The following is a 14269-nucleotide window of genomic DNA, read 5'->3' as shown; positions in this document are numbered from 1 at the left end:
TGATGCACTGCCACATGGGGGCAGGATTGGGATTGAAAAGCAACAGCTTCGGCTCCACAAGTGCGATAGCCGGATATAGCGGAGGAAATCATGGCCACTGCACAAGCTATCGCAACGCACGAGGCGGAGGCGAATGTGCGAAATGTCTGCGAGACACTTGCCGCTCGCTTTGGTGAGCGTTTTCAGACGGGCCAGGCGCTGCGCGAACAGCATGCGCACAGCACGACCTATATTGCCGCGCAGTTGCCGGACGGCGTCTTCTTCGCGCATACGTGTGAAGAGATACAGGAGGTCGTGAAGCTTTGTGCCAAGCAGCGGGTTCCGATCATCCCGTTCGGCGTTGGCTCTTCGCTTGAGGGCCATGTGAATGCGCCTGAAGGCGGCATTTCCATTGACCTTTCACGCATGAACCGTGTTCTGGAAGTCAATGCGGAAGACATGGATTGCAAGGTTGAGGCTGGTGTTACCCGTGAGGAGCTCAACCACTATCTCCGCGATACCGGCCTTTTCTTCCCGATCGATCCGGGCGCCAATGCCACGCTTGGCGGCATGGCTGCGACGCGCGCTTCGGGCACCAATGCGGTGCGCTACGGCACCATGCGCGAAAATGTTCTCTCGCTTGACGTGGTCATGCCCGACGGCCGCCTGATCCGCACCTCCTCGCGTGCACGCAAGTCGTCTGCCGGCTATGATCTGACGCGGTTGCTGGTGGGGTCTGAAGGGACGCTGGGCATCATCACCGCGCTGTCGGTGAAGCTGCACGGCATACCGCAGGCGATTTCCGGCGGCGTCTGCCCGTTTCCAAGCGTGGAGGCGGCATGCCAGGCGGTAATCATGACGATCCAGATGGGCATCCCCGTTGCCCGCATTGAGTTCATCAACACGCTGGGCATGCGCGCCTTGAACCAGTACTCGAAGCTCGATTATCCCGAGGGACCATGCCTCTTTCTGGAGTTTCACGGTACCGATGGCGGTGTGGCCGAGCAGGCCGAGACATTCGGTGAAATCGCGGCAGAGTTCGAGGGCGGGCCGTTCCGCTGGACGCAGGCGGAAGAAGAGCGCCAGAAGCTCTGGAAGGCGCGGCACGACGCGCATTGGGCCTGCATCGCGCTTCGCCCCGGTGCCAAGGCGCTGTCTACGGATGTGTGCGTGCCGATTTCGCGCCTTGCCGAATGTATCGTGGATACGGAAGCCGATATCTTTGAAAGCGGTCTTGTGGCTCCGATCATCGGGCATGTCGGTGACGGAAACTTTCATGTTCAGGTGCTGATGGATCTCGATGACAAGGACGAGGTCGAGCGGGCGAAGGCTTTCGTCTCCCGCCTGAACATCCGTGCGCAGGACATGGGTGGCACCTGCACCGGCGAGCACGGCATCGGTCAGGGCAAGCGCGCCTATCTTGAGCGGGAACATGGAGCGGGCGTGGACTTCATGCGGGTCATTAAGCAGGCGCTTGATCCGCTTGGCATCATGAATCCGGGGAAGGTGCTGCCGGATGACGCAGGATCGAAAGGATAAAGTGCCACTTTATCAACGCAGAAAAAGGCTTATCCTTACAATATCATAAGCCAATCATGCAGGAGCCTGACACTGGCCCGTCTGTTCGTTGCCATAGGTGGTCTGATCGTGCTGCTGCTGACAGCTGCACTGTTTGCGCCATTATTCATCGACTGGGACTCCTATCGCGCAGACTTTGAGCGCGGGGCCGGTCGTGTGCTTGGTCGTGAGGTGCGCGTGGCTGGTGAAGCGCGCGCGACACTTTTGCCATTCCCCTCGGTTACCTTCACGGATGTGCGCGTTGCTGGCGGACCGGACGGTGAGCCTGCCATGACGGTGGACGCGTTCTCGATGGATGCCGAACTTGCCCCATTTCTCAGCGGCGAGCTACTTATTTTCGACATGCGTCTGGAGCGGCCGCAGGCGCATATTACCCTTGGTGAAGATGGCCAAATTGACTGGGCTATCCGTCCGCAGACGCGGTTTGATCCCTCTCAGGTGACGCTTGAAAATGTCTCCATCACAAATGGCAGCGTTGTCCTGCATCAGGCGGCAGGTCACCGGACGATCTCGCTGACCGAAATAGATGCGACATTGTCCGCGCGCACTCTGGCGGGGCCGTGGCGGCTGAGTGGCGCGATGGCCGTCGATGACGTGCCGGTTGATGTGAGCGTTTCCACGGGGCGGGCAGGCGATGACGGTGCCATGCGGCTGCGCGTGGTAATGGAACCGCAACAGGTGCCCATGGTGCTTGAGGCTGATGGTCAGGCCACACTCGAGCGGGGTATTGGCCTTTATTCCGGCACGTTTCAGATGCGCGCCAAGCCAAGGGATGACACGACGGAGGAACAGCGCCGCGCGGCCGAAGCCAACCGGATTGCTGGGGCATTCGAGCTGAGGCATGACGAGCTTCAGATACCCGATTTCCGCTACGCAACGGGTTCCACTACCGATCCCTATACGGCAAGTGGCAATGCTTGGCTGAAGCTCGGGCGCGAGCCTTCCTTCTATATTGCCGCGGATGGCGCGCAGGTGCGGATCGGCGATGAAGAGGGGGGCGCAAGCCGCGAAGATGCATTCACCCTCGCCGACCGGCTCGACGACATTTCCGCTTTCATCGCCGCATTGCCTCGGCCCGAAATTCCCGGCCGGATTGCAGTCAGTCTGCCCGCCATCGTGGCGGCTGAGACTACCATCCGGGAAGTGGAGGTCAGGGCTGTTCCCGCCGCCGATGGCTGGCAGCTTGAATCCTTTGCCGCGACCTTGCCCGGACGTACGCGTGTTGAAGCATCGGGTCTGGTGCGTGTGGGACAGAAGCCTTCCTTCGATGGCGAGCTTCTGCTGGCGATTGGACAGCCATCGGGCTTTGCGGCCTGGCTTGCACGGGATGTTGACGAGGCAATACGGCGGCTTCCATCCGCAGGCTTCAGCGCCGATGTCAGCCTCAACGCGCAGCGCCAGGAATTTTCCGATTTGGAGCTTATTTTGGGTGATACCCGGCTCACGGGCGCGGTGACGCGACTATCGCCTGAAGATGCGCGGGCATCTGTCTCACTTGACCTGGAAGGCGATGGGCTTGATGCGAAAGGTTTGAGTGCCTTTTCTGCGATGTTCCTGCGGTCGGACGGGAGCAACAGGCTTGCCGATCATGATGCCGATCTGGAACTGGTCGCCGGCCCTGTTTCTGTCGATGGCATCGAGCTTGCTGAGGTGGATACCGCCCTCAGGCTTCGCGAGGACCGGCTTGAGGTGGACCGGTTGTCGGTGTTGGCACAGGGCGATATGCGACTGAGTGCTACCGGACGGGTAGAGCGGCTGGGGGCTTCGCCCTCAGGAAAGCTTGATGCGACCATTATCGCCGAAGATCTCTCACCGACGCTTTCGATGATTGCGCAGCGCTTTCCGGAGAATGCATTTTTCCAAGAAGTTCGGCAGCGTCTGCAGGATTATCCCGAGCTCTTTTCTGCGAGCGAAATCGACCTTGTGGCGGTGCTGGCGCGCAGCGGTGAGCGACCGGGCCTTGCCTTGACCGCAAATGGTGAAATGGGCGGCACCAGTTTCAGCGCATCGTTCTCCGGGCGCGGTGGCGATCGAAGCCTTGCGGAAATGGAGGTGGATGCCAGTGTCACGGCGCGCAATGCGGACGCAGGCGAACTTTTCGCGCTGGCAGGACTGCCTTCGCTCCAGGCTGAATTGGCAGGATGGGGCGAAGTCGAGCTGGTTGCATCAGGTGTTCCTGATGAGGTCCTGAAAACGGAACTTCTGGTCCGTGGGCAGGACCTGGAAGGGCGCGTGCGCGGTGATGCGAGCTTTGAAGGGGATGCGTTCGGCTATTCCGGCTCGATGACGCTTGCAGCACAGGATATCGAACCGTGGCTTGCGACGGCAGGTATTGTTCTGCCGGGATTCGGTTTCGGCCTATCTGCAGAATTCAACTCTGATGTTGTGGTCGCAGACGGAAGCCTCAGCCTCTCCGCCCTTGAGGGACGCCTTGGCGATGTGGGATTTGGCGGTGACCTGACAGCGCAGATCGAAGACGGCCGGCCCAGTTTCGCCGGTGAGCTGAGGGCTGAAGCGCTGGACCTAGCGGTGCTTGCCGAAATGGTGACGGGTAACGAGGCGCTTCAGCCAAATAGCGATGGTTCATGGCCAGAAGCCCCATTTGCGCAGCAGGTAGATCTGCCTTTCCACGCCGATGTGCTGGTGAAAGCGGATCGGGTTTCCGTTGCTGCGGGACAGCAGGTCACGGATGCCACCATGCGTGTCGGACTTGAAGACGCCATGCTCTCGCTCGGAAATCTTACTGCTGCCTACGCTGACGGCACATTGAGTGGCCATCTGGATTTCCAGAACAACCAGGGCACCGGCCTGTTGTCCGCCCAGTTCACATTGGACGATGCCGACCTGACGCAGTTGAGTGGTCAGGATGAGGTTGAAGGGCGTGCGCGCATCAGCGCCAGCGTTACGGCAAATGGCAAGTCGGTGGATGCGCTCGCTGCCTCGCTTTCGGGCTCGGGGTCCGGCGCGGTCGACGAGCTGGTCATCAAGGGTTTGAACCCTTCCGCTTTCGGCGAGATCATCGCTGCGGCGGACCGGCAAGGGCCGTCAATCTCAGCGGCAGATGTTGCAGCGTTCGCTCCCTCCATTCTGCGTGAAGAGAGTTTTGATGCGGGCAGCTTTGAATTCGCGTTCAGTGTCGCGAATGGTTCGGTTCGCGTGCCGCCCGTACGTGCAAGTGCCTCGAGAAGCAGCCTGACCATGGATGCGGTTGTGGACATAGCGGAGCAGCGCTTTGTCGCGACGGGCTCGCTCGAATATGAGCCGGGGCGCGAAGGGGTGGTCGGTTCGGATCCGTTGGTGGGGTTGGTTGCCGAGGGGGCGCTGGGTGAAGTCTCGCTCAGGCTTGAGACGGAGCCGCTAGCACAATTCCTGACCCAGCGCGCGCTTGAGCGGGAGCAGGCGCGTGTTGAGCATATGCAGGCGGTCTTACTGGAGAAACAGCGTCTTCGTCGCGAGGTACGGTTCTATCAGGAGCGAAAGGAAGAGCGCTTCTCCGAGGAAGCCGAACGGCAGCGGCTTGAGGCCGAGGCCGAGCGTGCCAAGCAGGCGGAACGCCTGAAACAGGCGCGCGAAGAAGAGCAACGCGCTGCTGAAGAGGCGGAGCGGCGCGCTGCTGAAGAGGCGGAGCGGCGCGCTGAGGAAGAACGTGCTGCCGAAGAAGCGCGCCAGCGTGCTGCCGAGGCGGCTGCACGGCAGGCAGAGACCGAACGTCAACGCGCCCTGGAGGCGGAACGGGAACGGCAAAGTGGCACATCCGAGACCTTGGAAGAAGGTGAGGTTCGACGGGCACCGCTTGATCCGCCTGCAAGCGATGGCGCAGCATCGCCGAGCGCGCCCTTCAGCGAGGAAAACCTCACTATTGACGGGTTCCTCAATCTTCTTGAAGGCGGTGCGAACCAGTGATGTTTTCCGACTGGCGCAGTTCCTGCAGGACATGGACCCGCAAAGCCGAAGAAAGGTTCATGTCACGCGGCCGCGTTTCGTCGATATGTGCGACAAGGGCGGCGAGTGGAACTGAGCGTCTCACGGCAATCCGTTCCAGCTCGACCATAAATTCCTCTTCAAGCGAAAAGCTGGTTCTGTGGCCGCGGATGGATACTGAGCGCTTGCGCGGTCCGCCCATGATCAGTCGTCATCACGCCTTGAAAGGCGATGTCCTTCCAGATGGGTTTCCTCGCGTGCGGCAGCTTTTTCGCGGATTTCGCGTTCGCTCTTGCTGCGGCCGTAGCGAATGCGGTTTTCCTGCGCCTTTTCTTCGCGAAGCGCACGTTCCTTTCGCTTGCGCGCGACCCTCAGATTGACAACATCAGCCACGGCAGACCACGCTATTTCTTTCGGAATGCATCCAGGGAAACGACTTCTGCGCCCTTGCCGTCGCCTTCTTCCGCTTCCGCCTCTGGCGTCTCTTCCGTGGCCGACTCATCGGTTGCGGTTTCCGCCTTCGGCTCGGTGTGCAGGGTTGTGGGGGCGACAGTGTGCTCTTCGTCGGCTTCGTCCGACTTTACGTCGAATTCGAGCTCGAAATTGACCGAAGGATCATAGAAGCCGCGGACCGCTGCGAAGGGGATTTCCAGCTTTTCAGGGGTGTCCGCGAAGGAGAGCACGACCTCGAAGCCCTTCTCGTCCACCTTCAGATCCCAGAACTGGTACTGAAGGACGATCGTCATCTGCTCGGGATAGCGTTCCTTCAGATTGCTGGAGATGCGGACGCCCGGTGCGTCGGTCAGAAAGGTGATGAAGAAATGGTGGTTGCCCGGCATGCCCGTGCGCGCCACTTCCTGCAGCACCTTGCGCATGACGCCGCGCAGGGCTTCCTGGGCAAGAATGTCGTAACGGATGCGATCTTCGGGCATGTAGACTTTTTCCTGGGTACTGCGCTGATATTGCGAATAGCTCTAATGCGGCGCGCCTGCCTCGTAAACCTGATAAAGGCCGCGCGGTTGCATCAATTATATCATCAGCGGCGTCCCATGCCTCCTGCCAAAGCGTGGCAGCAGTACCAAACAGTTGTGTTGCAGACGCATTGACCATTCTGGGTCGCAAGCGTTAATTGCGCCTTCCGCTTTCCTCAGAACCGGCACGGGGAGCAATGCCGGCAGCACAGGAAGCGCGTAGAAAAAACTTCCGGAGACAATCCATGTCCGTTCACTACTATCGCACGGCGCTCGTGCTTGGCATTTTGACGGCTGTCGGGCCGTTCGCCATCGATATGTATCTCCCCGCGCTGCCTTCGATCGGCTCCGACCTCAATGCCACTACCGGTGCGGTGCAGATGAGCTTGCTCATCTTCTTCCTGTCCATGGGGGCGTCGCAGATCATTATTGGCCCGCTCGCCGATATCATGGGGCGCAAGCCGCCGATCTATTGGGGGCTCGTCATTTTCGCGGTCGGCAGTGTCGGTGCGGCACTTGCACCAACAGTGGAAGTGCTGATCGCCTTCCGCTTCCTGCAGGGCATTGGCGCTTCTGCCGGCATGGTGATTTCGCGCGCGGTTGTGCGTGATCTTCACACCGGAACGGAGGCTGCACGGTTGATGTCGCTCCTTATGCTGGTTTTCTCGGTCTCGCCGATCCTGGCGCCGCTGACCGGCAGCATCATCATTGAACTGGCGGGATGGCGCGCCGTTTTCTGGACGGTAACCGTCATCGCCGTGTTGGCGATCGTGCTTCTTGCTCTGACACTTCCCGAAACGCGACCGGCTGAGCAACGCAATGGCAGTTCGCTGGGAAGCGCTATGCGTGGCTACGCCTTCCTTTTGAAGCAGAAGCGCTTCATGGGGCTGACCGCGATTGGCGGCTTTGGTATCTCCAGCTTCTTCGTCTATCTGTCCAGCTCGTCTTTCGTACTGATCGAGCATTACGGGCTGACGCCCACGCTCTACAGCGTCTTTTTCTCGATCAATGCGGTTGCCTTTTTCACCATGTCGCAGCTGACCGGCTACATGACGGAGCGCTTTGGGCTTCGGCGTGTGGTGCGCGTGGCGGTCAGCGGTTTTGCGGCAGTCATGGTCACGCTCTGCGCTATCATGTGGAGCAGTTTCCAGCCGCTGTGGTTCATGGCGGCCATGCTCTTTGTCGGATATGGCTTTCTCGGGCTCGTCATCCCCACGACTTCGGTGCTGGCCATGGATGATCACGGCGAGATTGCGGGTACTGCATCCGCGCTTATGGGAACGCTGCATTTTGCGATCGGGGCAGGGGCCATGGCGATTGCCGGGCTGTTCTTCGACGGCAATCCTTTTCCCATGATTGCGGCGATCGCCAGCTGTGCCGTGCTGGCAGTCCTTCTGACGCAGCTGACGCTGGGACGGCCCGAGCCGGCGGCGGTGCAGCCTGCAGGCGAATGAATCCTTAAAGAAGGCGGGAGCGATCCCGCCATTTTTTAATGCGCGACAACAGGCGGAGTGGGTGGCTAAAAACCGGAAGATCAAGGGGAAGGAAGTGGAGGCTTCTGTTGCCAGGTGCCTCCGGACCCCGCTTAAGCCTGCGAAGGCTTAAGGCTTAATTTGAAGCTGTCGCACTGCTTACGCAGCGAGACGTGCTTCCGCATAGTTGTCGTTTGCAACTACTAGGTTAGCCCGATAACGGTGGTACAATGCCGAGCGAAAGTCCGATCTTTACACCCTCGTCGATCCTATTTCGCCCCCAGCAAAAGCCGCTCCAATCGAGCGGTTTTTGGTGGAGGCGCCGGGTACCGCCCCCGGGTCCGATAGGTTTATTACATCGGCAGTTTATCGCTATAGTCGGTCAAGCCGACGGCGCGAATATAGAGATATGTGACAGGCATTTAAAGGGCTTGGCAGGCAATTTCGTGCTGCGGGATTGACTTGAGCGCGTCCATTGCGGAAGGTCCACGCGTGCAGGCTGTGCAGGGGGCACGCGAAGCGAGCATTCGCGGGCTACAGCAGGCGGTTTGAAAGCTAGAGGGAAAAACATGTCCGACTATCTCGCAGATGTGCGGAAATATGATGCGAATGCCGATGAGGCCATTGTAAACAAGATCGTGAGGCATCTCGGCATTGCGCTGCGCAACCGCGATTCCTCCCTTGTTTCTTGCAGCGACCCGAGCGAACTCGCGCGAGTTCGTGAAAAGTGGTGCATGAAGAAACTCGGCGAGAGCGATGAAGGCAAATGTGATTCTGCCATCGAGAAGGTCTGCGAGACCATGTCTGCGGATCGCTCAAAAAGCCGCGTCACTTTCTACTATCTGGTGGCCAAGCAGCTCGGCAAGGAAGCCGTACTCGCCTGATTTCAGGTGAGGCAGCGCTATCGCTGCCAGTGCTTACACTGCAAACAGTCGTTGAAAGGCGCCGCGTGCGCCTTTCTCGTCATCTATGATCGTCTATGATCAAGCCGATTTTAAGCGAACTACGAATCGGCAGATCATGCGCCAATATCTCGACCTTCTCGAACATGTCCTGGAAAACGGGGTGGACCGCAGCGACCGCACCGGTACCGGTACCCGCGGCGTATTCGGCTACCAGATGCGCTATGACCTGCAGCAGGGCTTTCCCGTGCTCACCACCAAGAAGCTGCATCTTCGCTCGATCATTCACGAGCTTCTTTGGTTTTTGAAAGGCGATACGAATATCGCCTATCTGAAGGAGAATGGCGTTTCGATCTGGGACGAGTGGGCCGATGAAAATGGCGATCTTGGGCCCGTCTACGGCGCGCAATGGCGTTCCTGGCCCAAGCCTGATGGCGGTCAGGTGGACCAGATCGCCAATGTCGTGGAAAGCATCCGCACCAATCCGAATTCGCGGCGCCATGTGGTGTCTGCGTGGAACCCGGCGCTGGTGGACGAGATGGCGCTTCCGCCCTGCCACTGCCTGTTTCAGTTTCACGTGGCGGAGGGGCGACTTTCCTGTCAGCTTTATCAGCGTTCGGCCGACATTTTCCTAGGTGTGCCTTTCAATATCGCCTCTTACGCGCTTCTGACCATGATGATCGCGCAGGTGACCGGGCTGAAACCCGGTGACTTCGTTCATACGCTGGGCGATGCGCATCTTTATTCGAACCATTTCGATCAGGCGCGTGAGCAGTTGAAGCGCACGCCCAAGCCGCTGCCGACCATGTGGATCAATCCAGACGTCACAGATCTCTTTGCCTTCACCTATGACGATTTCCGGCTGGAGAATTATGTGGCCGATCCGACCATCCGCGCACCGATTGCGGTCTAGGAGGCAGCAGATGAAAATCACACTCGTTGTCGCCATGGCGGAGAATGGCGTGATCGGGCGCGGCGGGGAGCTGCCGTGGCGGCTGTCGACCGATCTGAAGCGCTTCAAGGCCGAGACCATGGGCAAGCCGGTGGTGATGGGGCGCAAGACCTGGGAGAGCATCGGGCGACCTCTGCCCGGCCGCCGCAATGTGGTGATTTCCCGCAATCCGACCTACGAGGCTCCGGGCGCCGACGTGGTGGGTTCGCTTGACGAAGCGCTCGAACTGGCAAGAGGTGACGCTGCACCAGAGGTGGCTGTTATCGGTGGGGGCGAAATCTTCAGGCAGGCCCTGGAGGTGGCGGATCAATTGTCCGTGACACATGTTCTGGCCGAGATCGACGGCGACGCGCATTTTCCAGAAATCGACGAGAGCCTGTGGACGGAGGTGTCTCGCGAGGAGGTGCCGGCCGGCGAGAAGGACGACCATGCCACGCGCTATGTTGTCTATCAGCGCCGCCAGACGGCTCACTAGAGCCGGTATTGTTAACGATCACGTGTTTTTACCCACGATCTTCGTCTTCCAAGTCTTTGTGAGTGCCATCACCTCGTTGAAAGGGTTGGCCTGCGCACCTATAACAAGGCCGGGTGTCGGCTCGTGTCGGCCATAAGCAAAAGGAACAAGAATGCCCTGGAACAATCAGAGTGGCGGTCCCTGGGGGGGCGGCGGCGGAAATGGCGGCGGTCCGTGGGACCAAGGCCCGCGTGGTCCACAAGGCCCGCAGAACAATCCGCCGGATCTTGAGGAAATCATCAAGCGCGGTCAGGACAGGTTGAAAAATGCCCTGCCAGGTGGCGGGCAGACCAGCCCTGCGCTTTTCGTGCTGATCTTTGTTGCTCTTGCAGGTCTCTGGGCATTCCAGTCTGTTTACACGGTGCAGCCGGACGAAATCGCCGTTGAACTTCGCTTCGGTAAGCCGAAGGAAGAATTTTCCGAGCCGGGTCTTCACTTCCATTGGTGGCCGATCGAGACGGTCGAGAAGGCTTCCATCGCCGAGCGCTTGGTTGATATTGGCGAGATGCGCGCGGGTGGTTCTTCCGGCCTGATGCTTTCCGGTGACCAGAACATCGTTGATGTGAAGTTCTCCGTTGCCTACCAGGTTGCTGATCCTGCCGCCTATATGTTCAATGTCGCCAATCCGGACGAGATGGTGCGCCAGGTTGCAGAAAGCGCCATGCGTGAAGTGGTGGGTCGGCGTCCCGCGCAGGACATTTTCCGTGATGACCGTCAGGGCATCGCCGAGGAAGTTCGCGACATCATCCAGACAACGCTTGAGGAATACGGTGCCGGTCTGACCGTGAACGCGCTTTCCATCGAGGATGCCGCTCCGCCGCGTGAAGTGGCTGATGCCTTCGATGAAGTACAGCGCGCGGAGCAGGACGAAGACCGTTTCGTGGAAGAGTCCAACCAGTATTCGAACCAGAAGCTCGGTCAGGCACGCGGTGAAGCCGCGGAAATCCGGGAAGAGGCGGCGGCCTACAAGAACCGCGTCGTTCAGGAGGCCGAGGGTGAGGCGCAGCGCTTCATCTCCGTCTACAACGAATATGCCAAGGCTCCATCTGTGACGCGCAAACGTCTGTTCCTGGAGACCATGGAAGAAGTGCTTGGTGGATCCAACAAGGTCATCGTCGAGCCGAATGGGCAGGGCGTCGTGCCTTATCTGCCGCTGCCGGAACTGCAGCGCAACAATCCCTCGTCCAATCAGCAGGGCCAGGCACAAGGGAGCAACAACTGATGTCGAACCGTTTGCCTATCATCGTGGTGACCGCCGCCATCGTTCTGTTCCTGGCGCTGTCGTCCATCTTCGTCGTAAATGAGCGCCAGCAGGCCATAGTTCTACGCTTCGGTGAAATCGTCGATGTGAAGAAGGAGCCGGGCCTCTATTTCAAGCTGCCTTTCGGCTTCCTGGAAGCAGACAATGTGCAGATCATTGAAGATCGCATCCTGCGATTTGATCTTGAAGACATTCGTGTGCAGGTTTCCGGCGGCAAGTTCTACGAGGTCGATGCCTTCATCGCCTATTCGATCGAGGATCCCCGCAGGTTCCGTCAGGCGGTGTCGGGTAGCGTCGGCCTTGCCGAACAGCGTCTTCGCACGCGTCTCGATGCAGCGCTGCGCCGCGTTTACGGTCTGCGCGGTTTCGAAGCAGCACTGTCGGAAGAACGCACCTCCATGATGCGTGAAGTTGCCGAGCAGCTTCGCCCTGATGCCGCGTCGCTTGGTGTTCAGATCGAGGATGTTCGTATCCGCAGAACCGACCTCACAAGCGAAGTTTCGCAGCAGACCTATGATCGCATGAAGGCGGAACGTCTCGCGGAAGCCGAGCGTCTGCGCGCGCGCGGTCGTGAGGCAGCGGCACGCATCCGCGCACGTGCGGATCGTGAGGTCGTTGAAATCCTTGCTGCCGCACAGCGTGAAGCCGAGATTCTTCGCGGTGAGGGTGAAGCCGAGCGCAACGCGATCTTCGCCGAGGCTTTCCAGCGTGACGAGGACTTCTTCGACTTCTATCGCTCGATGGCGGCCTATCGCCAGGCGCTTGATCCGGCAGGCACGACCATGCTGCTTTCACCGAATACGGAGTTCTTCCGCTATTTCGGTAATCCGGCTGGACGCGGCAGCATGACCGATGCGGCTGAGCCTACGGGATCTACCAGTGCTCCTGCTGCGCCAGCAGCAACCGCGCAGTGATTGCTAACAAAGCGGGAAACGCATCGTGAGTGATTTTCTCGCGGCGCTGGGCCTGGTCCTGGTATTCGAAGGCCTCCTTTATGGGGGCCTTCCTCGTTTTGCCAAACGCATGGCCGCTGATGTGCTGCGGTTGCCGGAAAGCATGCTTCGGGCAACGGGTCTTGTGGCCATGGCACTCGGTGTCTTCATTGTGTGGCTTGTGCGCGGCTGAAGAGCCTGTATGAATTACTATCGTTGTGCGGCGCGCGGGGATTGGCCCGAAACAAGCCGCATTTGGTGACGATCATCGATTCATGCAGCTTGTCCCGGAGATTGCCAGAATGCGTTTGCCCCACCCGCTTCGCAAATTCAGCCGGGTTCTATCGGTACTTACAATAGCTTCCGTTCTTGCCGTTTCCGCGGCGCCGGCGACGGCGCAGACCAAGGGGCCGAACTCTGTTGCGGAACTGGCTGACCGGCTCCTTGATGCGGTGGTGAACATTTCCACCTCGCAAAATGGGGGCAGCGGGCGCGGCAATGTGCCCATGCCAAGGCTCCCGGAGGGCTCTCCCTTTGAGGAGTATTTCAACGAGTTCTTCGAGAATGGTCGTCCACCGCAGCGGCGCCCCGGTCCAGGATCCTCGCTTGGCTCGGGCTTCGTGATCGATGCGGAAGAAGGCATTATCGTAACGAACAATCACGTTATCTCCGATGCCGACGAGATCGTCATCAATTTCGCCGATGGCAGCAAGGTGAATGCCGAGCTTATCGGCGCCGATACGAAGACCGACATCGCGGTTTTGAAGGTTGATCCCGAAGCGCATGACTTGAAAGCCGTGCCTTTCGGCGACAGCGCACAGATGCGCATTGGCGATTGGGTGATGGCGATTGGCAATCCGTTCGGTTTTGGCGGGACGGTGACCGTGGGGATCGTTTCCGCCCGGAACCGCCAGATCGGTTCCGGCCCCTATGACGACTACATCCAAACGGATGCTGCCATAAACCGCGGCAATTCTGGTGGTCCACTGTTTAACATGGACGGTGAGGTTATCGGCATCAATACCGCGATCATTTCTCCTTCGGGCGGATCGATCGGCATCGGTTTCGCAATCCCCTCGCGACTGGCGATGAATGTCGTCAACCAGCTTCGCGAATATGGCGAGACCCGCCGCGGTTGGCTTGGCGTGCGTATTCAACCCGTGACTGAGGAGATCGCCGAAAGCCTGGGGCTGGATTCGGCCAGCGGTGTGCTTGTGAGCGGCATCGACAAGGATGGACCTGCCGCGGGTGGCAAGCTTGAGGCTGGTGACATCATCATCGGTTTTGACGGCAAGGAAATTGATGATGTGCGCGAGCTCAGCCGCAGCGTTGCCGAGAGCCCGGTCGGTGAAACCGTGTCCGTCGAGATACTGCGCAAGGGCGAGCGCATGAGCGTGGCGATCGAACTTGGTCGCCTGGAAGAAGGCGAGAAGCTTGCGCAGGCCTCTGCCGAGGAAGGCGAGAGCGAGGCGCCGGAAGTCGAGAGCGCGCAGTTGCTTGGCATGACGATTGCCGAACTTACGGACGAACGTCGTGCCGAGTTCGAACTCTCGGACGAAGCAAGCGGTGTCGTTGTTACAGCAGTTGAGGAAGGCTCGGTTGCCGCACGTGAAGGTGTGCAGGCGGGGGACGTGATCGTGGAGATCGCGCTTCAATCGGTCTCCTCACCGCAGGACGTTCTGGATCAGATCGAGGCCCTGAAGGATCAGGGACGCAAGAACGCGCTGCTGATGCTGGCTTCAAAGAGCGGTGAGTTGCGTTTCGTAACGCTTCGAATGAATTGACCC

The 14269-nt window shown here is 59.5% G+C and carries 13 protein-coding genes and 1 other RNA gene; 10 read left to right on the top strand and 4 right to left on the bottom strand.

Annotated features, from left to right (window positions below; genetic code table 11):
• Positions 1–90 precede the first annotated feature (90 nt).
• Both WA367_RS10920 and WA367_RS10915 read left to right on the top strand, forming a co-directional pair.
• Complete coding sequence (locus WA367_RS10920) at positions 91–1518, top strand: FAD-binding oxidoreductase (RefSeq protein WP_336056767.1); 1428 nt, start codon at positions 91–93, stop codon at positions 1516–1518.
• A gap of 42 nt (positions 1519–1560) precedes the next feature.
• Positions 1561–5460, top strand: a complete 3900-nt coding sequence (locus WA367_RS10915; protein WP_336057115.1) for an AsmA family protein — start codon at positions 1561–1563, stop codon at positions 5458–5460.
• Here WA367_RS10915 and WA367_RS10910 read toward each other — a convergent pair.
• From WA367_RS10910 to WA367_RS10900, 3 genes are read right to left on the bottom strand one after another with little or no spacing between them, the layout of a single operon-like run.
• Positions 5429–5680 carry a ribbon-helix-helix domain-containing protein gene (locus tag WA367_RS10910; protein WP_336056766.1) on the bottom strand — a complete coding sequence of 84 codons (252 nt, stop codon included), beginning with the start codon at positions 5678–5680 and terminating at the stop codon, positions 5429–5431. The genes WA367_RS10915 and WA367_RS10910 overlap by 32 nt on opposite strands.
• Before the next feature lie 2 nt (positions 5681–5682).
• Positions 5683–5871: a DUF4169 family protein gene (locus tag WA367_RS10905; RefSeq protein WP_336056765.1), complete on the bottom strand. Its 189-nt coding sequence runs from the start codon at positions 5869–5871 to the stop codon at positions 5683–5685.
• 11 nt (positions 5872–5882) lie between these two features.
• On the bottom strand, positions 5883–6410 hold the full coding sequence (locus tag WA367_RS10900) for an SspB family protein (RefSeq protein WP_336056764.1): 528 nt from the start codon (positions 6408–6410) through the stop codon (positions 5883–5885).
• Between the two features lie 284 nt (positions 6411–6694).
• Here WA367_RS10900 and WA367_RS10895 point away from each other — a divergent pair, with 284 nt between their 5' ends.
• Complete coding sequence (locus tag WA367_RS10895) at positions 6695–7903, top strand: multidrug effflux MFS transporter (RefSeq protein WP_336056763.1); 1209 nt, start codon at positions 6695–6697, stop codon at positions 7901–7903.
• Between the two features lie 93 nt (positions 7904–7996).
• Here the strand turns inward: WA367_RS10895 and ssrA are convergent.
• Positions 7997–8352, bottom strand: a transfer-messenger RNA (tmRNA) gene (gene ssrA / locus WA367_RS10890).
• A 138-nt stretch (positions 8353–8490) separates the two neighbouring features.
• Here ssrA and WA367_RS10885 point away from each other — a divergent pair.
• From WA367_RS10885 to WA367_RS10855, 7 genes are all read left to right on the top strand, one after another.
• The gene (locus WA367_RS10885) at positions 8491–8805 is read left to right on the top strand and encodes a DUF2853 family protein (RefSeq protein ID WP_336056762.1); all 315 of its coding nucleotides are present in this window, start codon (positions 8491–8493) and stop codon (positions 8803–8805) included.
• Between the two features lie 136 nt (positions 8806–8941).
• A complete protein-coding gene (locus WA367_RS10880) occupies positions 8942–9736 on the top strand; it encodes a thymidylate synthase (protein WP_336056761.1) in 795 nt (264 codons plus the stop codon).
• A gap of 10 nt (positions 9737–9746) precedes the next feature.
• Entirely contained in the window at positions 9747–10250 is a 504-nt protein-coding gene (locus tag WA367_RS10875; protein WP_336056760.1) for a dihydrofolate reductase, read from the top strand.
• Between the two features lie 151 nt (positions 10251–10401).
• Positions 10402–11511 (top strand): FtsH protease activity modulator HflK, encoded by a 1110-nt coding sequence (gene hflK, locus WA367_RS10870; RefSeq protein WP_336056759.1) that lies wholly within the window; start codon positions 10402–10404, stop codon positions 11509–11511.
• Positions 11511–12464, top strand: a complete 954-nt coding sequence (gene hflC, locus WA367_RS10865) for a protease modulator HflC (RefSeq protein ID WP_336056758.1) — start codon at positions 11511–11513, stop codon at positions 12462–12464. Before hflK ends, hflC begins: the two co-directional genes overlap by 1 nt.
• 25 nt (positions 12465–12489) lie before the next feature.
• On the top strand, positions 12490–12675 hold the full coding sequence (locus tag WA367_RS10860; RefSeq protein ID WP_336056757.1) for a DUF2065 domain-containing protein: 186 nt from the start codon (positions 12490–12492) through the stop codon (positions 12673–12675).
• Positions 12676–12784: 109 nt separating this feature from the next.
• Entirely contained in the window at positions 12785–14266 is a 1482-nt protein-coding gene (locus tag WA367_RS10855) for a DegQ family serine endoprotease (protein WP_336056756.1), read from the top strand.
• Positions 14267–14269: the final 3 nt, after the last annotated feature.

Source organism: Nitratireductor sp. CH_MIT9313-5 (assembly GCF_037029545.1).
Classification (GTDB): domain Bacteria; phylum Pseudomonadota; class Alphaproteobacteria; order Rhizobiales; family Rhizobiaceae; genus Chelativorans.
Note: the sequence above shows the minus strand (reverse complement) of the source record. Positions and strands in the feature narration are given on the sequence as shown.